Annotated in this window: 22 protein-coding genes; 7 read left to right on the top strand and 15 right to left on the bottom strand. The window is 65.6% G+C overall.

Annotated features, from left to right (window positions below; translation table 11 throughout):
* Positions 1–16: 16 nt before the first annotated feature.
* A complete protein-coding gene (gene ald, locus B5D62_RS10055; RefSeq protein WP_085934704.1) occupies positions 17–1,135 on the bottom strand; it encodes an alanine dehydrogenase in 1,119 nt (372 codons plus the stop codon).
* A gap of 140 nt (positions 1,136–1,275) precedes the next feature.
* On the opposite strand from ald, the gene B5D62_RS10050 reads away from it, so the two are divergent.
* Positions 1,276–1,752, top strand: a complete 477-nt coding sequence (locus B5D62_RS10050; protein WP_085933748.1) for an Lrp/AsnC family transcriptional regulator — start codon at positions 1,276–1,278, stop codon at positions 1,750–1,752.
* A 39-nt stretch (positions 1,753–1,791) separates the two neighbouring features.
* On the opposite strand, the gene B5D62_RS10045 is transcribed toward B5D62_RS10050, so the two are convergent.
* From B5D62_RS10045 to B5D62_RS10035, 3 genes are read right to left on the bottom strand one after another with little or no spacing between them, the layout of a single operon-like run.
* Positions 1,792–2,523, bottom strand: a complete 732-nt coding sequence (locus B5D62_RS10045; RefSeq protein ID WP_085934703.1) for an amino acid ABC transporter ATP-binding protein — start codon at positions 2,521–2,523, stop codon at positions 1,792–1,794.
* 5 nt (positions 2,524–2,528) lie between these two features.
* Entirely contained in the window at positions 2,529–3,182 is a 654-nt protein-coding gene (locus B5D62_RS10040) for an amino acid ABC transporter permease (RefSeq protein WP_085933747.1), read from the bottom strand.
* Between the two features lie 47 nt (positions 3,183–3,229).
* A complete protein-coding gene (locus tag B5D62_RS10035) occupies positions 3,230–3,997 on the bottom strand; it encodes an ABC transporter substrate-binding protein (RefSeq protein WP_085933746.1) in 768 nt (255 codons plus the stop codon).
* 169 nt (positions 3,998–4,166) lie between these two features.
* Here B5D62_RS10035 and B5D62_RS10030 point away from each other — a divergent pair, with 169 nt between their 5' ends.
* Complete coding sequence (locus B5D62_RS10030) at positions 4,167–4,781, top strand: cupin domain-containing protein (protein ID WP_218191023.1); 615 nt, start codon at positions 4,167–4,169, stop codon at positions 4,779–4,781.
* Positions 4,782–4,891: 110 nt separating this feature from the next.
* Here the strand turns inward: B5D62_RS10030 and B5D62_RS10025 are convergent, their stop codons facing one another.
* Positions 4,892–6,388, bottom strand: coding sequence for a CoA-acylating methylmalonate-semialdehyde dehydrogenase (locus tag B5D62_RS10025; protein WP_085933744.1), 1,497 nt, complete (start codon positions 6,386–6,388; stop codon positions 4,892–4,894).
* A 103-nt stretch (positions 6,389–6,491) separates the two neighbouring features.
* On the bottom strand, positions 6,492–6,716 hold the full coding sequence (locus B5D62_RS10020; RefSeq protein ID WP_085933743.1) for a ChaB family protein: 225 nt from the start codon (positions 6,714–6,716) through the stop codon (positions 6,492–6,494).
* Between the two features lie 132 nt (positions 6,717–6,848).
* On the opposite strand from B5D62_RS10020, the gene B5D62_RS10015 reads away from it, so the two are divergent.
* Positions 6,849–7,232: an HPF/RaiA family ribosome-associated protein gene (locus B5D62_RS10015; RefSeq protein WP_085933742.1), complete on the top strand. Its 384-nt coding sequence runs from the start codon at positions 6,849–6,851 to the stop codon at positions 7,230–7,232.
* A 308-nt stretch (positions 7,233–7,540) separates the two neighbouring features.
* On the opposite strand, the gene B5D62_RS10010 is transcribed toward B5D62_RS10015, so the two are convergent.
* From B5D62_RS10010 to B5D62_RS09995, 5 genes are all read right to left on the bottom strand, one after another.
* Entirely contained in the window at positions 7,541–8,017 is a 477-nt protein-coding gene (locus tag B5D62_RS10010; protein WP_170920873.1) for a host attachment protein, read from the bottom strand.
* 15 nt (positions 8,018–8,032) lie between these two features.
* Entirely contained in the window at positions 8,033–8,194 is a 162-nt protein-coding gene (locus B5D62_RS33320) for a hypothetical protein (RefSeq protein WP_170920871.1), read from the bottom strand.
* 100 nt (positions 8,195–8,294) lie between these two features.
* Positions 8,295–9,365, bottom strand: a complete 1,071-nt coding sequence (locus B5D62_RS10005; protein WP_218191022.1) for a S1C family serine protease — start codon at positions 9,363–9,365, stop codon at positions 8,295–8,297.
* A 132-nt stretch (positions 9,366–9,497) separates the two neighbouring features.
* Entirely contained in the window at positions 9,498–9,980 is a 483-nt protein-coding gene (locus tag B5D62_RS10000) for a cupin domain-containing protein (protein WP_085933739.1), read from the bottom strand.
* A gap of 67 nt (positions 9,981–10,047) precedes the next feature.
* Positions 10,048–10,491 (bottom strand): MarR family winged helix-turn-helix transcriptional regulator, encoded by a 444-nt coding sequence (locus B5D62_RS09995; protein WP_085933738.1) that lies wholly within the window; start codon positions 10,489–10,491, stop codon positions 10,048–10,050.
* A gap of 68 nt (positions 10,492–10,559) precedes the next feature.
* Between B5D62_RS09995 and B5D62_RS09990 the strand changes: the two genes are divergently transcribed.
* Positions 10,560–12,365: a chloride channel protein gene (locus B5D62_RS09990; RefSeq protein ID WP_085933737.1), complete on the top strand. Its 1,806-nt coding sequence runs from the start codon at positions 10,560–10,562 to the stop codon at positions 12,363–12,365.
* A gap of 571 nt (positions 12,366–12,936) precedes the next feature.
* Here the strand turns inward: B5D62_RS09990 and B5D62_RS09985 are convergent.
* On the bottom strand, positions 12,937–14,619 hold the full coding sequence (locus B5D62_RS09985) for an N-acyl-D-amino-acid deacylase family protein (RefSeq protein WP_085933736.1): 1,683 nt from the start codon (positions 14,617–14,619) through the stop codon (positions 12,937–12,939).
* 60 nt (positions 14,620–14,679) lie between these two features.
* On the opposite strand from B5D62_RS09985, the gene B5D62_RS09980 reads away from it, so the two are divergent.
* From B5D62_RS09980 to B5D62_RS09970, 3 genes are read left to right on the top strand one after another with little or no spacing between them, the layout of a single operon-like run.
* Positions 14,680–15,651: a Bug family tripartite tricarboxylate transporter substrate binding protein gene (locus tag B5D62_RS09980; protein ID WP_170920867.1), complete on the top strand. Its 972-nt coding sequence runs from the start codon at positions 14,680–14,682 to the stop codon at positions 15,649–15,651.
* Positions 15,652–15,660: 9 nt separating this feature from the next.
* Complete coding sequence (locus B5D62_RS09975; protein ID WP_085933735.1) at positions 15,661–16,455, top strand: dienelactone hydrolase family protein; 795 nt, start codon at positions 15,661–15,663, stop codon at positions 16,453–16,455.
* 11 nt (positions 16,456–16,466) lie between these two features.
* Positions 16,467–17,402 carry an NAD(P)-dependent oxidoreductase gene (locus tag B5D62_RS09970; protein WP_085933734.1) on the top strand — a complete coding sequence of 312 codons (936 nt, stop codon included), beginning with the start codon at positions 16,467–16,469 and terminating at the stop codon, positions 17,400–17,402.
* 28 nt (positions 17,403–17,430) lie between these two features.
* On the opposite strand, the gene B5D62_RS09965 is transcribed toward B5D62_RS09970, so the two are convergent.
* The 3 genes from B5D62_RS09965 to B5D62_RS09955 form a co-directional block, all read right to left on the bottom strand.
* Positions 17,431–18,747, bottom strand: coding sequence for an MFS transporter (locus B5D62_RS09965; protein WP_085933733.1), 1,317 nt, complete (start codon positions 18,745–18,747; stop codon positions 17,431–17,433).
* Between the two features lie 142 nt (positions 18,748–18,889).
* The gene (locus B5D62_RS09960) at positions 18,890–20,026 is read right to left on the bottom strand and encodes an alpha/beta hydrolase (RefSeq protein ID WP_085933732.1); all 1,137 of its coding nucleotides are present in this window, start codon (positions 20,024–20,026) and stop codon (positions 18,890–18,892) included.
* A gap of 69 nt (positions 20,027–20,095) precedes the next feature.
* Positions 20,096–20,539 (bottom strand): hypothetical protein, encoded by a 444-nt coding sequence (locus tag B5D62_RS09955; RefSeq protein ID WP_085933731.1) that lies wholly within the window; start codon positions 20,537–20,539, stop codon positions 20,096–20,098.
* Positions 20,540–20,599 lie beyond the last annotated feature (60 nt).

Below are 20,599 nucleotides of genomic sequence, written 5' to 3'. Positions count from 1 at the left end.
CGCGCCGCCCTTCCGGTTATGCGGCCAGCGCCGTCTGCGGCGGCGTGAAGCTCACCGCCAGCGCCTCGGCCACCGCGGGGTGGGTGACTTTGCCGCGATGGACGTTGAGGCCGGCGAGCAGGTGGCGGTCGGCCAGCAGAGCCGGCAGCGTCCCCTTGTCGGCCAGCGCCAGGGCGAAGGGCAGGGTGGCGTTGTTCAGGGCCAGAGTCGAGGTGCGCGGCACGCCGCCCGGCATGTTGGCGACGCAGTAATGCACGACGTCGGCGACCAGATAGGTCGGGTTCTCGTGCGTGGTGGCCTTGCTGGTCTCGAAGCAGCCGCCCTGGTCGATCGAGATGTCCACCACGACCGAGCCCGGCCGCATGCGCTCGATCAGCTTGCGCGACACGAGCTTGGGGGCCGACGCGCCCGGCACCAGCACGGCGCCGATCACGAGGTCCGCCGCCGCGACTTCCTCTTCGATCGCCTCCTGCGTCGCGTAGATGGTCTGCAGCTTGCCGGCGAAGCCGAGGTCGAGCTCGCGCAGCCGCGGCACCGACTTGTCGATCACCGTGACATGGGCCTCGAGGCCGAGCGCCATGCGGGCGGCATTGGTGCCGGAGATGCCGCCGCCCAGCACCACGACCTTGGCACGGCCGACGCCGGCGACGCCGCCGAGCAGGACGCCGGCGCCCTGCTGCGGCTTCTCCAGCCAATGAGCGCCGACCTGCACGGCCATGCGGCCGGCAACCTCGCTCATGGGCGCGAGCAGCGGCAGGCGTCCGGCATCGTCGGTGACGGTTTCGTAGGCGATGGCCGTGCAGCCGGACTTCGCCAGTGCCTCCGCTTGTGCTGGATCCGGCGCCAGATGCAGGTAGGTGAAGAGGGTGTGGCGCGGCGTCAGGCGCTTGATTTCCTGTGGCTGCGGTTCCTTGACCTTCACGATCATCTCGGCGCCCGCAAAGACATCCTCGGCGGAAGCGGCAATGGTCGCGCCGACCTTGCGATAGGTCTCGTCGTCGAAGCCGATGGCCCGGCCGGCATTGGTCTCGACCAGGACACTATGGCCGCGGCGAACGAGCTCGCTCACGCTCGCGGGCGTGAGGCCGACACGGTTCTCGTTGTTCTTGATCTCCTTGGGAACGCCGATCCGCATCTGATGTCCTTTCTCGTGGTCGAGCAGGCTCAGCACCTATCACGGCTCGGATGCATGAAAACTGCGATTTCGTGCCGGTATATTTGCATTGGCGTGTAAATCCTGCGTAAAGTACTTAAATTCCGAAGGAATCACGCGTAATGGACTTGGATCGGTTGGATATTCGTCTCCTGCGCTATCTGATGTACGACGCCCGCATGAGCCTGACCGAACTCGGCGGCAAGGTCGGTCTCTCCGCCACCGCCTGCGCCCGACGGCTGGAGCGCCTGGTCAAGGATGGCGTCATCAAGCGGTTCCGGGTCGAGCTCAATGCCAAGCAGGCGGGGTTCGGCGTGCGGGTGATCATCCGTGTCACCCTCGAGCGCCAGAGCGAGGATTGCCTGAGATCCTTCGAGAGGGCGGTGGTGCGCTGCTCCTCCGTCCTCTCGTGTTACCTGATGTCGGGAACCAGCGATTATCTCGTCACGGTCGCGGCGCGAGACATCGAGGACTACGAGCGCATCCATAACACGCAGCTTTCGCGCCTGCCGCACGTGGCGCGGCTCGAATCGAGCTTCGCGCTGCGCGAGATCGTCGATCGCGAGATCCCGACGGAGATCCTGGGCGCGACGGTGTGATCCGGATTCGGGCCCGAGGCAAAGCGCCGTTGCGAGGCGCTACATCGGATGCAGGACGCGGCGCAGGAAGTCCTGGGTGCGCGGATTGGTGGGGGCGGTGAGGACCGAGCGGGCCGGCCCCTGTTCGAGGATGACGCCCTGGTCGAGGAACAGCACGCGATCGGCGACCTCGCGCGCGAAGGCCATCTCGTGCGTGACGATCAGCATCGTCATGCCTTCCTCGGCGACCGAGCGCATCACCTCCAGCACCTCGCCGACCATCTCCGGGTCGAGCGCCGACGTCGGCTCGTCGAACAAGATGGCGCGCGGCTGCATGGCGAGCGCACGCGCGATCGCCACGCGCTGCTGCTGGCCGCCGGAAAGCTGGGCCGGGTGCGCGCCTTCCTTGTCCGCAAGCCCGACGCGGGCGAGCAGGGCGCGGCCGCGATCGATCGCCTCGGCGCGGGACTCCCCCTTCACGTAGATCGGACCCTCGATCACATTCTCCAGCGCCGTGCGGTGCGGGAACAGGTTGAAGCGCTGGAACACCATCGAGACATGGGTGCGAACCGTGACGATCGACCGGTCGGTGCAGTCGACCGTGACGCCGTCGACGGTAATGCAGCCGCGCTCGTAGCTTTCGAGACCGTTGATGCAGCGCAGGATCGTCGACTTGCCCGAGCCCGAGGCGCCGATCAGGCAGACCACCTCGCCCCTGGCCACCGAGGCCGAGAAGCCACGGATCACATGGTGGTCGCCAAAGCTCTTATGGACGTCGGTCAGCTCGATCATGGCCGTCATTTCCGTCCGAAGCGGCGTTCCAGGGCGCCGACGAGCAGGATCAGAGGAATGCTCATGGTGAGATAGAGCAGGGCCACCAGCGTGAAGACCTCGGTGTTCTTGAAGGTCGAGGAGGCGATCAGCTTGCCCTGCAGGGCAAGCTCGGCGACCGTGATGATCGAGGCCTGTGAGGAGTCCTTCAGCATCATGATCATAGTGTTGCCGTAGGGCGGCAGCACGATGCGCACCGCCTGGGGCAGGATCACCCGCCGCATCATCAACCACCAGCCCATGCCGATCGATTGTGCCGCCTCGACCTGTCCGTGATCGATCGCCTCGATGCCGGCCCGGAAGTTCTCGGCCTGATAGGCCGAGTAGGCGACGCCGAGGCCGACGATCGCCGCCTGCAGCGCCGACAGGGCGATGCCGAAATCGGGCAGGACGAAGTAGATGTAGAAGAGCTGGACGATGATCGGGATGCCGCGGATCAGGTTGACGATCACAACGGCGGTACCCGAGAGCGCCCGGATACCCGAGACCCGCATGAAGGCCCAGACCAGCCCGATCACCGTGGACAGGATCAGGGATCCCACGGTGACGATGATGGTGAGCCGAACGCCCTGCAGCAGGATGGGCAGAAACTCGATCGAGTCGGAAAAGAACTGGCTCATCTGTACGAGGGCAGGCCTTCGGTCCGCTCAGGAACGCGGCGCAGGATCTACTTCAGGCCCCATTTGGCGAGAATCTTGTCGACCGTGCCGTTGGCCTGCAGTTTCGCCAGCGAGGTATTGATCTTGGCGAGCAGTTCCTTGTCCGACTTGCGGACGCCGATGCCGATTGAGCCGACGATGGTCGACTTGTAGCTGGTCACCAGCCTGACACCCGGAAACAGGCCCTGCTTCAAATTGTAGGCCAGGATCGGATAGTCGGCGAAGCCCGCCTGCAGCCGCCCCGTATTCACGTCGCGCAGGATGTCGGGAATGGTGTCGTAGATCTTCACTTCGGGAAACAGGCCGGTCTTCTTGAGCGGCTCGACATAGACGGTGCCGATCTGCGCGCCCACCGTATCGCCCTTGAGGTCGGCGAATTCCTTGTATTCCTTGGTGTCGGTCTTGGGCACGACCAGCCCCTCGCCGTAGGAATAGACCGGCTCCGAGAAGTCGATCACTTCCTTGCGCGCCGGCGAGATATACATCGCCGCCGAGATCAGATCGATCTTGTTGGAGGTGAGCGCGGCGATCAGGGCCGAGAACTGCATCGGTTCGATCTGCACCTGGAAGCCGGCATCCTTGCCGACTTCGGTGACGAGATCGACCATCACGCCCTGGATGGTGTTGGTCTTGGTGTCGAGGAAGGTGAAGGGGATGCCGGTCGGGGTCGAGCCGACCTTGAGTACCTGCTGCGCCTGCGCCGCCCCGCCGAACAGCGTCGCGACGAGGCCGGATGCCAGGATGCCGGTCACGGCGAGAATCCTGCGACTGATCATATGTTGTCTCCCTCTTCCCCGATGATGGCCCGGAAGCAAAACTCGGGCCTGCCGGCCTTTGACGTCGCTGGTGCGACAAGGCCTCTTGTCAGATTTTCACGTATATGAAACCTAGATCATGCTGCGACGGGCAAGCAAAGGGAATCTCGATCGGATGAAGGATCGGCCGGTGAAGACGCGGAAGCGGCGGAACGAGGGCAATCGCCTGCCCGGCAAGCGCGCATCATCGCCGGATGCGGCGGTGGGGCAGCGCATCCGTCACTTGCGGCGCCAACGGGCGATTTCGCTGGAAACGGTGGGCGCCCAGACAGGCTTGTCGATCGGCTTCCTGAGCCAGGTGGAGCGCGGATTGTCGTCGCCGTCGCTGCGCGTTCTGGCATCGATCGCGGATGTCTTCTCGGTGTCGCTGGGAGCCTTGTTCGGCCCGGCCGGCGCCGCGGGCGAGGGCGACGCCGTCGTCGTCCGTCGCGGCAGGCGGCCCAAGCTGTCGCTGTGGCGCTCGGGAATTTCCAAGCAGCTCCTGACGCCGGCGGCGGGTGCCGGCTCGCTGAACGTCTATCTGGTGCGCCTGGCGCCGGGCGGGTCGACCGGGGAGGAGGTCTACGCGCATCAGGGGGAGGAAGCCGGCCTGGTGCTCGAAGGCGCCATGTCGCTTACCGTCGACACCAAGACCTATAAGCTGAAAGCGGGCGACAGCTTCCGCTTCAGCTCGACGACTCCGCATCGCTTCCGCAATCCGCTCGAGCGCGAGACCGTCGTGGTGTGGGTGAACGCGCTCGGATGACGTGAGTCCAACCTGCCGACTCAGCCGAGCGCGGCGAGGCCCCTTCTAGAATACCAGTCGAAGGGCCTCGGCCGCCTGGGCGGCATCATTGTCGCCTCGGGGCGTAAGTCTTACGCCCGCGCCTTGAAGTTGAACTCGGCGCCCGAGCGGATGCCGGTGGGCCAGCGCGCCGTGATGGTCTTGAGCTTGGTGTAGAAGCGCACGCCTTCCATGCCGTAGATGCCGTGATCGCCGAACACCGAGGCCTTCCAGCCGCCGAAGCTGTGATAGGCGACCGGGACCGGGATCGGCACGTTGATGCCGACCATGCCGACCTTGACGTTGCTGGCGAAGGCGCGGGCGGAGTCGCCGTCACGGGTGAAGATCGCCGTGCCGTTGCCATAGGCGTGGTCGTTCACGAGCTTGATCGCCTCGTCGAAATTCCCCGAACGTACGACGGAGAGCACCGGCCCGAAGATCTCGTCCTTGTAGATCGTCATGTCCGGGGTGACGTGGTCGAACAGGCACCCGCCCATGAAGTTGCCGTTCTCGTAGCCCTGAAGCTTCAGGCCGCGCCCGTCGACCACCAGCTTGGCGCCTTCCTTCACGCCCTGGTCGACATAGCCCATCACCTTGTCGCGATGCTGGCGCGTCACCAGCGGTCCCATTTCCGATTGCGGATCGAGGCCCGGGCCGATCTTCAGCGCCTGCACCCGCGGCGCCAGCTTGTGGATCAGCTTGTCGCCGATATCGCCCACCGCGACCGCGACCGAGATCGCCATGCAGCGCTCGCCGGCCGCGCCATAGCCGGCGCCGATCAGGGCATCGGTGACCTGGTCGAGATCGGCATCCGGCATCACCACCATGTGGTTCTTGGCGCCGCACAGCGCCTGGACGCGCTTATTGTGCTGGGTGCCGGTGTGATAGACGTACTCGCCGATGGCGGTCGAACCGACGAAGGAGATGGCTGGCACGTCGGGATGCTTGAGCAGGGCATCGACCGCGACCTTGTCGCCGTTCACGACCTGGAAGATGCCCGGAGGCGCACCGGCCTGGGTATAGAGCTCGGCCAGCAGCATCGGTGCGCTGGGATCCTTCTCCGACGGCTTGAGGATGAAGGCGTTGCCGGTCGCCACCGCCATCGCGCCCATCCAGCACGGGATCATAATGGGAAAGTTGAAGGGCGTGATGCCGGCCACGACGCCCAACGGCTGGCGGATCGACCAGCTATCCATGTCGGTGGCGACCTGCTCGGTAAAGTCGCCCTTCATGTGATGGCCGATGGCGCAGGCGAACTCCACGACCTCGAGACCGCGGCCGACCTCGCCCTTGGCATCGTCGAAGGTCTTGCCGTGCTCCAGCGACAGATGGCGCGCGAGGTCGTCGGTGTGCTTCTCGATCAGGCTCTTGAGGTTGAACATCACGCGTTGGCGGCGCAGCGGCGGCGTGGCAGCCCAGGCCAGCTGTGCCTTCTTGGCGATCTGGACGGCCTCGTCGATCTCGGCCTCGGTCGCGAAGGCCACCTTGGCCGTGACCTCGCCGGTCGCGGGGTTGGTGATGTCGCCGGTGCGGCCGCTCTTGCCCGCAACGGGCTTGTTGTTGATGTAGTGACCGATACTGGCAACCATTTGTGCACCTCCGATTGTGTCGCCTTCTAGCACGGCCCGACCAGTCCGCCACCTTCGGCCGGTCGATGTTCCAGATTTGACCTCGATCGGACGGCCGCTCCCTTCAAGGGAAAGCGGCGGCGGTGCGATACCAGAGGCCGTCTTCCTCCTTGTGGAACGCGCGCTTGACCGCGGCCCAGGCGACGCGATGACAAATCTGCTCCCGATTGGAACGGTAAGCGTAGGTCAGCCAGGCGTGGTTGAAGGCCTCGCGGTAGATCTCCTGCGCCGCGAGCGGCAGGTGGTGGCGGACGGAGGCGGGCAGTGCCGCCGTCGAGGCGTACGGCATAAGGCTCTCCTGCGAATGAACCGCGACAGGCAATCTTCCGTCGATCCACAACGCCGGCTTTGATCTCGGTCAATCCTGCCGGGGAGGTGACCCGCTAGCCTTTTGCAAAGATAAAGACTGAAGGAAGACACAATGCAAACCGCACTGAAAATCAACTTCCAGGGTAGTGAATCCAGCGAGGGGCTGCGCCAGCTGATCGAGGAGCAGGTGGCGACTCTCGAGCGCTATCACGGTCGGCTGACGGCCTGCCATGTCATGGTCAAGGCGCCCGGCCACCATCATCGCAGCGGCAAGCATTTCGAGGTCGATATCCATCTCTCCCTGCCTGGCAACCTCACGGTCGATGTCGATCATTCGCCGCGGCAGGACGGGCGTTTCGACGATCCGCGTTTCGCCGTGACCGACGCCTTCCGGCGCGCGCAACGCCAGATCGAGGACCGTATCCGCCGCCAGCGCGGCGACGTGAAGAACCTGCATGAACGGGTCGAGCGCGCGCTGGAACGGCCGGAAAGCTAGAGCCTCGCCGGCGTTACCGCTCAAGGGAGCGCGCCACTGCGCGCGGATACCTCCGCGCTTAAGTGGCGCTCGTGATCATGATGCGTCCCTAGAGCGGCGCGCTCCCATGAGGACGTGCTTTCGCGGAAGAAGTTCTTTGGGCGCTTGCGGGCCTGCGCGAGCAACTGCGGCGATCGATGAGAGGCCGAAGGACCTGACTCAGCGGAGCGCGCCACTGCGCGCGGATACCTCCGCGCTTAAGTGGCGCATCATGATGATGAGCGCCACTGGAGTGGCGCGCTCCTATGAACCTTTCCCGACGGGCTGGGTCAGCCCTTGGGGATCTTGGGGCCGACCATCGGCCGCAGGTGGCGCCACAACATGGCCGGCGTGTATTCCGTGAAGTCCTTCGGGATTTCCTGCTGTACGGCCTTTTGGACGCGCTTGGACAGGCATTGGCGCAATTCGCCGAGGCTGCGGCGCGGCGCCACCAGGATCACCTCGTCGAACTCCTTGGCCAGGCAGGCCTTGTCCAGCACATCGGCCACGCTCACCGTGAAGTGGTGCTTGGCCAGCTTGTGATAGTCGTGCTTGGGTTCGAACGCATGGCGTTGGCCGCCGCGTGAGGTGCTGTCGACGCGGCCCGGCCGGTCACTCACCATGTCGCGGACATGGTGGCGTCCCTGCGGGGCGATCAGGTCGGCACCGCGGGCGGGGACCAGTCTCTTACCGTCGGGCGCCGCGCGCAGGAAGCGGGCGCGGGCACCGTCGGCAACGACGATCCAGGTGATGGGATTCTTTGGCATTGTTCCTCGCATGGTTCAGAAGCGTATGGCGACGAGGGAGTGGTTGCCGGCCGGCAGCAGGGCGGCATCGATTGTCGCCGGCATTGCCGTTGCGGCCTGCCGGCTCCAGGCCGTCAGCGTGCCCAGTTCGGCCAATGCCAGGAACATCACCAGGATGGCGCACAAGGCTTGTGGCATCAGTTTTCCCCCTCGAATGCTGTCGAGGAGGATCGCGGCTGGACAGGGGCAACGCGTTGACATAGCGCAAATGGCAGCCATGTCTCTTCGGTGCGGCGCGTCAGCCCTTGCACTCGATCAGGACGGAGAAGGCTCGTGCCCGCGTGCCGACATCGGGGGTACTGAGCGTCGCCCCGCCCGCGGCATTCTCTGCGGCCACGCCCGCCGCGGCCAGGAAGGTGCGCACCACATCCGCCTTGAGGGCGAAGTTGACATTCTGCGGTATCAGTCCGGAGGCCCGGTTGGCCCGCAAACCCGCCGAGACGACTCCGACTACCGCAGCGCTGTCGTCGAGCAATGGGCCACCGCTGTTTCCGGGCTGTACCGGTGTCGAGATCTGCAGATAGCGCGAATCGTCGTGCAGGCCCGACAGGGCGCTGACGCTGCCGGTCGTGATCACGCCGCCTGAGGAGAGCGAGCCGGCAAGAGGGAAGCCGAAGGCGATCACCGGCTCGCCCTGTCGAATAGGCCGGGAGCGCAAGGTCGCGACCGCCGGCGCCGGGCCGGCGGCGAGCAGGACCGTCAGATCGTTCTGCTTATCCGCGGTGACGACGCTGGCATCCAACATCTGCTCGCCGACCCGTGCCACCGTCACGCTCTTGCAGCGGTCGACGACATGCGCGTTGGTCACGATGTGGCCTTGCCGCGTGACATAGAAGCCGGTTCCGGTGGCGATGGTTGCCGTCTTGTCGCTCGGCCCGCCCGGGCTGGCTGGCGGCTGGGCGGCGGAGACCTTGAGGTACGATTGGCTTTCGGTCCGGCTCAGCCCGTAGGTGATGCGTACCGCCCGGCCGTCGCTCGTCGTTCCGAACCCGTAGCCGCTTTCCCCGCCGATCGGACTGAACTGGAGGGCGGCCTGCTCGCCATTGCTGCAGGAGAGGAACGCGCGACCACCTCGCGCACCGAGCGATCGGGGAACTCCATCGATGAGTACGGCAATGGCCGTTGCCGTCGAGAGGAGCGCAGAGGTCCGGTCCCGGTAGTCTCCGACGCACCGAACGCCCTTGCCGTTGTCGAGTTCTATCCGCCCCGCCTCCCTGCCTGTCATCGTGCCCTTGAAGACGTCGTTCTCGTCTCCGACCACACCGTACATTTCGCTAGTGCAACCAGCAGCCAGCAAAAGGCACCCCATGACGAGAAATCTCCAAGCCGACATGGCGAACAACCTTAGGTAGTATAAATAAGTATAGGTAGACTGACAGTTGTTCTTGGTCAGTTCAAGGGCGGAGGCATCCCGATTGATTACATCCCGACGTCAGGCCGCTCAGTCCTCGTAGGGCTGGCCGTCCTTGTGGGTGAAGACATACTTTCCGTCGGCGCCCGCTTTGCCGTGCATGTCGATTTCGGGATAGACGATCTCGTCGAAGGGCGTACGATCGCCAACCGTCAGCAACACAACGTCGCTGGTGCTCTCGTTCACGAAGCGATGGGCATTGCCCGTGCCGGCCGGAAAGGCCGCACACATGCCGGCCTGCAACGTCTGGCGTCCGTCGTCGGTTTCGAGCACGACCTCGCCCTCCATGATCCAGACGAATTCATCCTGTCTGCTGTGGGCGTGCCGGGACGAGGATTGCGCCCCGGGAACGATACGCGTGAGGTTCACGCCGAAATTCCTGAGGCCGCCATGATCCCCCAACCGGCGATTCCAACGCTGACTGTTCACGGCCCGGAACGGCGCCGGATAGGCGGTGGCATTGCTCTCCGGCACATCGGCTGGATGGAAGGCGGTGGGGCGTGGTTTGGTCATGCCGCGATCTTGCCAGGATCGGGTCTGGGCCGCCCGCGATGGTCTTTCATGTGCGGACGAATACAACTTATGGAGTGCGGCGCCTCGGCCGTGCCAGCAGCTTCTTGAGTGACGGCGAGAGCCGGGCCAACTCGTCGAGATGCGCGGCCGACAGAGAGGCCAGATGCTTCTCGGCCGAGCGCGTCAGGCTCAGCGTGACGCGGCGATTGTCGTCGGGATCGGTCGCGCGGACGACCAGTTTTGCCGCGGCCAGCCGGTCGATCAGCTCGACGGCGCTGTGATGACGGACGCACAGCCGCTCGGCGAGGTCGCCGATGGTCATGAGAGCGCCGCCCGGCCACCCCTTGATCGCCAGCAGGGCCTGGTGCTGGGCCGGCGTCAATCCGGCCTCGCGGGCAGCATTCTGGCTGAATTCGAGGAATCGCCGTATCTGGTAGCGGAACTCTGCCAGGGCCTCGTAATCGGCCTGTCTCGGCTGTCTTGCCTTGCGGCCCTTTTCCTGTCGCGCCATGCGAACTCCCCGACTTGCCTAAATATATCGTAATCCGATAGAACCGGGGCCGCCCCCAGGAACCCCCAATGACCCCTCCCGTCGCTCATGTGACCGACCGTGCCCCTGCGCCCTCGGTCAGCCATCCGCAGCATCTCGGCGATTTCACCACCGACCCGCGCGTCCTGCTCATTGCAGGCATTGCGGTCGGCGTGGCAACCGCCGGAGTGATCGCTGGTTTCGCCCTGCTGGAACTCATCCGGCTGGCCACCAATATCGCCTATTTCGGACGGTTCAGCCTTGCCGATCTGAAGCTCGAACAGTCGCCCCTCGGCCTGTGGGCGGTCCTGGTGCCGGTCGCGGGCTCGCTGATCATCGGCCTGATGGCGCGCTATGGCAGCCAGAAGATCCGCGGCCATGGCATTCCCGAGGCGATCGAGGCGATCCTGCTCGGCCGGTCGCGGCTCGATGCCAAGGTGGCGATCCTGAAACCGCTGTCTTCGGCGGTGGCGATCGGCACCGGCGGTCCCTTCGGCGCCGAGGGACCGATCATCATGACCGGCGGGGCCATCGGCTCCCTGATCGCGCAGATCCTGCCGGTGAGCGATAACGAACGGAAGACCCTGCTGGTGGCCGGTGCGGCGGCCGGCATGACGACCGTGTTCGGCACACCCATCGCCGCGATCATGCTGGCCGTCGAACTGCTGCTGTTCGAATGGACGCCGCGCAGTTTCATTCCGGTCGCCGTTGCCGCCGTCGTGGCCGCGGTGGAGCGGGGCTTCCTGCATCTCGGCAGCCCGCTCTTCCCCTATGCCGGCAGTGTCGACATCTCGCTTCTCGGCGCCCTGTGCTGGGGCCTGACGGGACTGCTGGGCGGCCTGCTGTCCGGGCTGCTGACGCGGCTGGTCTATGCCTGCGAGGACGGCTTCCTGAAATTGCCGATCCACTGGATGTGGTGGCCGCTGCTGGGCGGGCTGGTGGTCGGGCTGGGTGGTCTGGTCGAACCCAACGCGCTGGGTGTCGGCTACGACAACATCGCCGCCATGCTGCGGGGCGACGTCGTGCCGAAGGCGGCGCTGCTGTTGCTCGTGGCCAAGGCGGTGATCTGGGCGGTCGCGCTCGGATCGGGAACGTCGGGTGGCGTGCTGGCGCCGCTCCTGATCATGGGCGGCGCCATGGGCACGGTCCTGGGCAGCGTGTTGCCGGGCGGCGGGCCCGGGTTCTGGGCGTTGCTGGCCATGGCGGCCACCATGGGCGGCACCATGCGCTCGCCGCTCACCGCGACCTTCTTTGCGGTCGAGCTTACCGGCAACACTCATGTCCTGCTGCCCTTGATCACGGCCTGCGCCACGGCGCATGCGGTCACGGTCCTGCTGATGCGCCGCTCGATCCTGACCGAGAAGATCGCGCGCCGCGGCCACCATCTCGTGCGCGAATACCGGGTCGATCCCTTTGCCTTGACGCGGGTGGACGAGGTGATGACGACGGTGGTCGAGACCGTTTCGGCGCAGACGACGCTGCACCAGGCGACGCGCCTGCTCACCGATCCGGCGACGGCGCATCCGAGCTTCCCGGTGGTCGATGAGGCCGGTCATGTTCTGGGTGTGATCGATCCACCGTCGATCCTGCGCTGGCGTCGCGCCGGCCAGCATCGCCGCCGGACGCTGGCCGAGCTGCTGGCCGGCAGCAAGATCACCGTCGCGTATCCGGACGAATATCTCGAGGCGGTGGCTGATCGGCTGTCGACCATCAACGTGGCCCACCTGCCGGTGCTCTCGCGCGAGAACGGTCGGCTGGTCGGCTACATCGGCTGGAGCGACCTGATGCGGGTCAGGACCAAACTGCAGGTCGAGGAGCGGGAGCGAACGGTGTTCTTCCGGCTGAAACCGTCGTAGCCGTTCCGGACTTGGCTGCGGCGCGGTCTTCCTGAGCACGGCCGAAGGACCCTTCCTTCGGCGCCCACATTGAACGGAGCAGCCAAGACGGCCCCGTCGGCTACGCCACCTTCGGGCGGCTGCATTTGGCGTGACGACAAAAATGCCGATTGCCGTTCACAGCCGGCGGCGCAGTCGGCAGAGACTTCCGTCGTCATCCCGACCTCTTGATAGGCGGCCATAATAGGGGCCGGGATGCAGCGGACCTATCATGGCCCGCATGAATGACGCCGTTCACCCTGCATCGCGTTGCGGTCTCGCCCTCGCGACGGTCGCGAGCCTCGCGAGGAATTGCCTCAAATTGTGTGGCAGCAGTGTTTTATGCGATTCCTCGCGAGAAATTTTCCGTGCATCGAGGGAGGGTGGTACGGCGCTGGGAAAGTCGCCGGAAAGCCTTGCGTCATTGGCATCCGAGCCTTCCCAGCAGCGCGGGAAAGTCGGGAACTTGTGGGCGTCTCGCCCGGCCCGGCACGACGGTGCCGGGTTACCTGATCGTAACCGTTATTTTTCCGTTTCTTTAACGGGAGCGGGATCAGGGCGCGAACGATCTCAGCACCTGGCCCGGCCGGCTTGCCGGATCGGCGCAGAAACCTTTTTCGTCCGCGACATGGGCGCCGTTGATCCAGACGCCATGCAGTCCCACCGCGGTCGTCGTCAGGCGTGCCGCCCCGGCCGGCAGATCGTGCGCGCGTCGCTTCGGGCCGCGCGCGACGGTCTTGGGGTCGAACAGCATCAGGTCGGCGGCATAGCCCTCGCGCAGCAGGCCGCGATTCCGGAGGCCGAACAGTTTGGCCGGCTGGCCGGTCAGGCGATGGACGGCCTGCGGCAGGTCGAGCACGCCGAGCTCGCGGCTCCAGTGCCCCATCAGATGCAGGCCGAAGCCGGCGTCGCAGAAGAAGGTCAGGTGGGCGCCCGCGTCCGACAGGGAGATGTGCGTGTTCGGATCGGCCAGGATCCTGCCCACGGCCTTGTCGTCGTTGTGCAGAAGCTGCGCCACGAACATCGTGTCGAGATCTTCCGACAGGGCGAAGTCGAGAATGCAGTCGAGCGGCTCCTTGCCGACCTTCTTCGCCAGCTCCGCGAGCGTGATGCCTTCGAGCGGCCGGTTCTCCGCCTTGATCACCTCGACCACGAACAGCTTGTCCCATTCGCCATTGAAGACCAGTCGGCCGCGGCGCTCGGCCAGTTCCTTCCTCACCGCCGCGCGCCAGGCCGGATCGCGATAGACCTTCTTCAGCGCCTCGCCGTCGTGTGCCGCCATGGCCGGCTTCCACGATTCCATGCTTTCGAACAGGTACGGGCTCTTGAAGGTGAAATCCATGCTGAGCGGACAGCAGGAGGTCTGCGCCACGAGCTGATGCCCGCGGGCTCGCGCCTCGTTGACTTGGTTCAGCCAGGTGAAGGCGGCGGTCGGGTTGGTGTTGGAGTGGAAGAGGGCGGCGATCACGACCGGCCGCTTGGCCTCGACCGCGATCTCCTCCAGATAGGGGATCGACGTCTTGGTGCCCTTGGTGAGCATGTAGACGCCGCCATGCGCCGCCATCGCCTTCACGAGGGTGCGCAGTTCCTTGTCGTCGGCGAGGCGCGACGGCATCGGCGTGCCGCCCTCGCCGTTATGCGCCTCCGAGGTCGAGGTGGCGAAACCCACGGCGCCGGCCTTCATCGCCTCGTGCACCAGGGTCGCCATGCTGGCGATCTCGTCGTCCGTTGCCGCGCGCTCCGTCGCTTCCTCGCCCATGACGAAGGTGCGAATGGCCGAGTGGCCGGCAAAGCAGGCGACGTTCGGTCCGACGCCTTGCGCCTCCAACATGTCGAGATACTGCGGAAAGCTTTCGAAGCCCCAGTGAATGCCGGCACGCAGCGCATCGAGCGACATGCCTTCGACATGGGTGAGATGGCGCATCGTCAGATCGCGGTCGGTGGGCTTGCACGGCGCTATGGTGAAACCGCAATTGCCCAGCACCGCCGTCGTGACGCCCAGCGCAGGCGAGGGATCGACGAACGGGTCCCAGGTGATCTGCGCGTCGTAATGAGTGTGGCCGTCGATGATGCCGGGCGCGAGGGCGAGGCCGTCGGCTTTCACTGTCTCCCTGGCCGGGCCCAACTTGGCACCGATGGCTGCGATCTTGCCGTCCGTGACGCCGAGATCACTTTGCACCGGTGCGCTGCCGGAGCCGTCGAAGATCTGCGCATCCTTGATGACGAGATCGAACATGTTGGCTTCCTCCGCCAGGAATCCTACTGTCTCACTCAGAAAATATCACGGGAGGAAGACGTGGCACGGTTGAACCGGAGGCGTTTTGTCGCCGCCGCGATGGGGCTCGGCCTCGCTCCGCGATATGCGGCGGCAGAGGACTATCCGGCCAAGCCGGTGCGCGTGGTCGTTCCCTATCCCGCCGGCGGCGGCACCGACATTGTCGCCCGCCTCGTCATGCCCCGTGTGGCCGAACGCTGGAAGCAGACGGTGATCATCGACAACAAGGGCGGCGCGAGCGGCATCGTCGGCAGCGAGGTGGTCGCTCGCGCACCGGCCGATGGCTACACGCTGATGGTGATGACCAGCGCCCACACCATCAATCCCTATACCAGCCGGCATCTCCCCTATGACACGGAGCGCGACTTCACGCCGATCACGCCGCTGGTGATGGGCGCGCTGTCGTTGGTCGGTTCGGTCAAGGCGGGCTTCGACACGATCGACAAGTTCCTGGCGGCGGCGCGTGCGGAGCCGGGCAAGTTCCAGTTCGGCAGCACCGAGAACACGACGCGCATGGTCGGCGAGCTGTTCCGGCTGAAGAGCGGCCTCAAGATCGAGAACGTGGCCTACAAGGGCGCGGCGCCGATGCTGCAGGAACTGGCGGGCGGCCACATCCCCGTCGGCTTCACCAGTCCCTTGACGGCACTGTCGCATCACCGCGCCGGAACCATCCGCATCCTGGCCGTCACCGCCGACAAGCGCTTGTCGATGCTACCGGAGGTTCCGACCATGGCCGAGGCCGGCGTGTCGGGTGTCGATCAGGCATCGGCGTGGTTCTCGCTGTTCGGCCCGGGACACCTGCCGCCGGAGCTGACACAGCGCATCCATGCGGATGTCGCGGCCGTGTTGGCCGAACCCGAGACACTCGCCAGGATCCACGATCTCGCCAGCGAGCCGGGGGGCGAAGCGCCCGACGTGTTTGCCAGGCGCATCACGGTCGAACTGGCGATGTGGCGCGAGATCGCCAAGGAGGCCGGCATCGAGCCGGAGTGACGCACAACGATGCTGCGATCGGTCCTCGCCTTCCTGGTCCTGCTGCTGGCGGTGCGGCCCGCGGGGGCGGAGTCCGTCCACTTCCCCAGCCTCGCTGTCGGCCGCGTCGACGCCGGGCCGGAGATTTCGGGCTGGCTGTACTGGCCGAGCGGCCCCGGTCCGTTCCCGGCGATCGTCCTGGCGCATAGCTGCGCCGGCGTGAATCGGCACACCGACGAGTGGGGCAAGCGGCTGGCGGGCTGGGGGTATGTCGTGCTCGCGCCCGACAGTTTCGGCCCGCGCGGCGTCACCTCCGTTTGCGGGCGCGGCCGCCTCGTCAACGGCAACATGCGGGTCGCCGACGTCGCCGGCGCGATCGACTTCCTGCAGGCTCAGCCGTTCGTCGAGCGGAACCGGATCGGGCTCATCGGCCATAGTCACGGCGGATGGACGACGATGCGCGCGGTCCAGAAGGGCTTCGGGCTTGCCAACCATGGTCTTCGCGCAGCGGTGGCCTACTATCCGCTCTGCTGGGCCGCGCTCGACTACGACGTGTCCGTCCCGCTCCTGGTGCTGATCGGGGAGCAGGACGATTGGACGCCGGCCCAGAACTGCCGTCGTCTGCAGCAAGGCGGTTTCACCCATCCGGAGCTTGTGGAGATGATCTACTATCCGCACGCCTTCCACAGCTTCGATGCCAACGTACGCGACCGTTACTTCCCGACGCCGGACGGCCAGTATCACCGTCTGGCTTACGATCCCGTTGCCGCCGCCGATGCGGAGGCGCGCACCAAGGCTTTCTTCGACAGGCTTCTGAAGCAATAAAGGAGGAAACGATGAAGGTTGGATTCATCGGCCTCGGCCTCATGGGGTCGGGCATGACGGCGAATCTGCAGAAGGCCGGCTATACGCTGGTCGTGCACGACGCGCGGCGCGAAGCCGCCGAAAAGCTGATGGCGGCCGGCGCCGAATGGGCTGAATCGCCGAAGGCCGTGGCCAGCGCGAGCGAGCTCGTGTTCACGTCGTTGCCCGGTCCGCCTGAATTCGAGGCCGTGGCGACGGGGCGCAACGGCTTGATCGAGGGCATGTCGCCCGGGCAGGTGCTGTTCGACCTCTCGACCAATTCGCCGACGCTGATCCGCCGTCTGCATGGCGCCTTTGCGGCCAAGGGCGCCCATCTGCTCGACAGTCCGGTCAGTGGCGGGCCGGGCGGCGCGGCTTCCGGCAAGATGGCGCTGTGGGTCAGCGGCGACGAGGAAAGTTTCAATCGCCATCGGCCGGTGCTCGATGCCATGGGCGATCAGATCTTCTACATGGGCGCGATCGGCGCAGCGAGCGTGGCCAAGCTGGTACACAATCTGTCCGGCTATATCGTCAACACCGCGCTGGCGGAAACCTTCACCATGGGCGTGAAGGCGGGCGTCGATCCGTTGCTGCTGTGGAAGGCCGTGCGGCAGGGTGCCAACGGCCGCCGGCGCACCTTCGATTCGCTCGCCGAGCACTTCCTGGCGAACAATTACGACCCGGCGCGCTTCGCCCTCAAGCTTGCGCACAAGGACGTGTCACTCGCCACCCAACTCGGGCGCGAGGTCGGTGTGCCGATGCGGTTGTCCAATCTCACGCTCGAGGAGATGACCGAGGCGCTGGGCCGCGGCTGGCAGACTCGCGATTCGCGCTCGGCGATGCTGCTGCAGCAGGAGCGGGCCGGCGTATCGATCGCCGTCGATCCCGACGATCTGCGGGCCATCCTGCGCGCCGACAGCAACAACTGACGGCGCGCTGTCCAGCCGACGGACTGTCCTACTGCGCGGGAACCAGCTTCGGTTGCCGCGTCGCCTGAGAGACCACGTCGGGGATGTGCAGGCAGAAGGCGCAGACCAGCGACGAGACCAGTGTGAGCAGAGCGAGGCCGTACAGGCCGCCGGAATAGCTGCCGGTCGCATCCTTCATGAGGCCGACCCACCACGGTCCGAAGAAGCCGCCGAGATTGCCGATGGAGTTGATCCAGGCGATGCCGGCGGCCAACGCGGTGCCGCTCAGGAACATCGGTGGCATGGCGAAGAAGGGACCCTTCGAGCCATAGAAGCCCATGGTGGCGAGGCAGATGCCGACCATCGCCCACCATGTGCCCATGGTGAGGCCCGCCAGGACGAGTCCTCCGGTCGAGAGCAGGCAGGCGAGCAGCAGGTTCCAGCGCCGCTCGTTCATCTTGTCGGAGACGCGGCCCCAGGTGACGAGCGCGATGGCGCCGCAGATATAGGGGATCATGGTCAGCCAGCCGACGGTCATGTTGCTCATCGTGCCCAGCGACTTGATGATCTGCGGGATGAAGATGAGGATGCCGAGGCTCGCCGTGACGATGCCGAAGTAGTTGAGGGCCAGCAGCAGCACTCTGGGGTTCCACATCGACTCGATCATGGAATAGACCCGGACGGCCTCCTTGGCCTTGCGCTCGCTCTCGATCTTCGCCACCAGCCAGTCGCGTTCCTGCGCCGTCAGGAACTTTGCCTGCGCGGGCTTGTTGGTGAGGGCGAAGTAGGTGGCGATGCCGATCAGGATCGTGGGGATGCCCTCGGCGAGATACATGATCTGCCAGCCCTTGAGGCCGAACAGCCCGTGCAGGCTCATCAGGCCGGTCGAGATCGGCGCGCCGGCAGCGACCGCAATCGGCAGCCCGATCAGAAAGGCAGAGACGATCCGGGCATGATGGCGGGCCGGGAACCAGTAGGTGAAATAGAGGATGAGGCCGGGGAAGAACCCCGCTTCCGCCATGCCGAGCAGGAAGCGGATGACGCCGAAGCTGGTCGTGCCGGTGACCCACGCGGTGGCGCAGGCGAAGATGCCCCACGTCACCATGATGCGGGCGATCCAGATGCGGGCGCCCACCTTCTCCATGATGACGTTGCTCGGCACCTCGAACAGGAAATAGGCCCAGTAGAAGGTGCCCACGGCAAACCCGAAATCGCCGGCGGACATATGCAGATCGTCACGCATCGTGAGCGCGGCAAAGCTCACATTGATGCGGTCGATATACGCCAGGACATAGGCCAGCATCGCAAAAGGCAGCAGGCGCAGGTACACTTTACGCATCGTCGAAGCTTCGAGCGCGGCGTCCATGGCTGATCCTCCCAGATCATAGGGTTGACCTCCGGCTTATGTGCCGGATGGCCGGATGTTCGGCTTGTGTCTCTCCAACGTTTACGCAGGCAATACGGTGACGCTAGCAAAGCTGGTCCCGGCCGGCCAGCGCCGGCCGCGGTCAGCTCCTGAGGAAGGCGAGCAGGAGACGGTTCACGGCGTCCGGCTGTTCCTGCTGGACCCAGTGTCCCGCGCCCTCGACCAGGTGGATTTCCTTCATGTTGGTGCAGGCACTCTTCTGCATGCGCTCCAGCGCGCCGGGTGACTGGTAGTTGCCCCAATCGCTGGCGCCGGAGATGAAGGTCGACGGCACGTCGATCGTGCGGCCGGTGAAGGCTTCGTACTCGCGGCCGATCAGGCCGGAGGTGCGCACGCGATACCAATTGAGCCCGCCCTGGAAGGTCGTGCGGGTGAACTCCTCGCTATAGACGCGCAGTTCGTGATCGGGCAGCCAGCGATTGGCCGCGATCTCCGCCGGCGTCGGCATTTCCTTGGCCACGGTCTCCGCCATGCCTTCGGCCAGATCCATGACGTAGTAGGTCGGCATCTTGGCCAGTTCCTCGGCGGTCCAGCCTTTGAGTTCGAAGGGCTTGTTCCCTTTCCAGTCGGCGCTCTTGTAGTGGTAATAGGCGCGCAGGAAGTCGTGGATGCCTTGCTTGGCGTGCCACTGGTTCTCGTTGGCCTCGCGCGTCGACTGGTACCACTGGTAATGCTTGCGCGGCCGCGGCAAGGCGGCGAGGGCGGCATGGATATCCGGGGCTTTCGCTGCAGCCGGCTTGTCCGCCGTATCGAACGGGACCGCCGGCACGCCGCCGAAAGGCGCGCTCATCAGCACCATGCGCCTGAAGATGTCGGGTCGCACCAGCGCCAGAAACGAGGCGACGGCCGCACCGAAATCATGGCCCACCACGGCTTCGGCGCTGCGATGGCCGAGAGCAAAGAGCACGCCGATCGTGTCGCGCAACAGGGTGAGGAAGCGGAAGCTCGAAAGATCGGCATCGTAGTCCGCGCTCCAGCCGGTCGTCCGGCCATAGCCGCGCTGATCGGGCGCGATGGCGTGATAGCCCGCGTCGGCCAGCGCCGGCAGCACCTTGCGCCAGCTGTAGGCAAGTTCAGGAAAGCCGTGCAGCAGCATCACCGCGGGACGGCCCGGCCTTTCGTAGCCGGCTTCGAGGATGTGAATGTCGAGGCCGTTGATGTCCGGCAGCACGCGGCTGCGAATACCGTTGGGCAGAACGGAAGCGGGCAGGGGATCCATACCCGACTCCTCCCACGAAAAGAGCCGGCGCGGCAAGCGCCGGCCGGCTCTTCGTGGATTGCGATAGAGTTACGGCACGGGCCGGATCGGATAGCCGTCCGGGTCGAAGAGGTTGCCCTCGCTGTCGTAACGGAACCCGTAAGAATCGACCTTCGTCGCCGAGCCGGCACTCGGCTGATAGCGCGCCGGCTGGGCGCTGTGCCGCTCGATTTCGTTCCTGACGCAGCCGCGATAACTCAGGCTGGAACTCGGAACGCCATAGGCGCTGCACGTCTCCTTGGCGCTGCGTACCAACGCGGCTTCACGGTCCGCTTGGCCTGGCTGGCCATGGTCGAGAGCCGAGGCCACGCGATTGACGCAGACATCGAAGTCGGCCGTCTGCGGTGCGAGACCGTGGGCGGCGCAGATCCGATCAATATTCGAAGGCCCCGACTCTGCGGCCGCCTGGGCGAGCGGCAGCACCGCGAGCGCGACCGTTCCCAGCGCAAGCGCCATCATCGTCTGACGGGACATGGACTCCTCCTTGCGAACCCCGGTTCGCGTTGTCGTGCCGGGGAAACGCTGAATCGGCAG

It is taken from the genome of Enhydrobacter aerosaccus (assembly GCF_900167455.1).
In the GTDB taxonomy this organism is placed as follows: domain Bacteria; phylum Pseudomonadota; class Alphaproteobacteria; order Reyranellales; family Reyranellaceae; genus Reyranella; species Reyranella aerosaccus.
The sequence above is the reverse complement of the archived record's forward strand: the minus strand, read 5'-3'. Positions and strand labels throughout refer to the sequence as shown.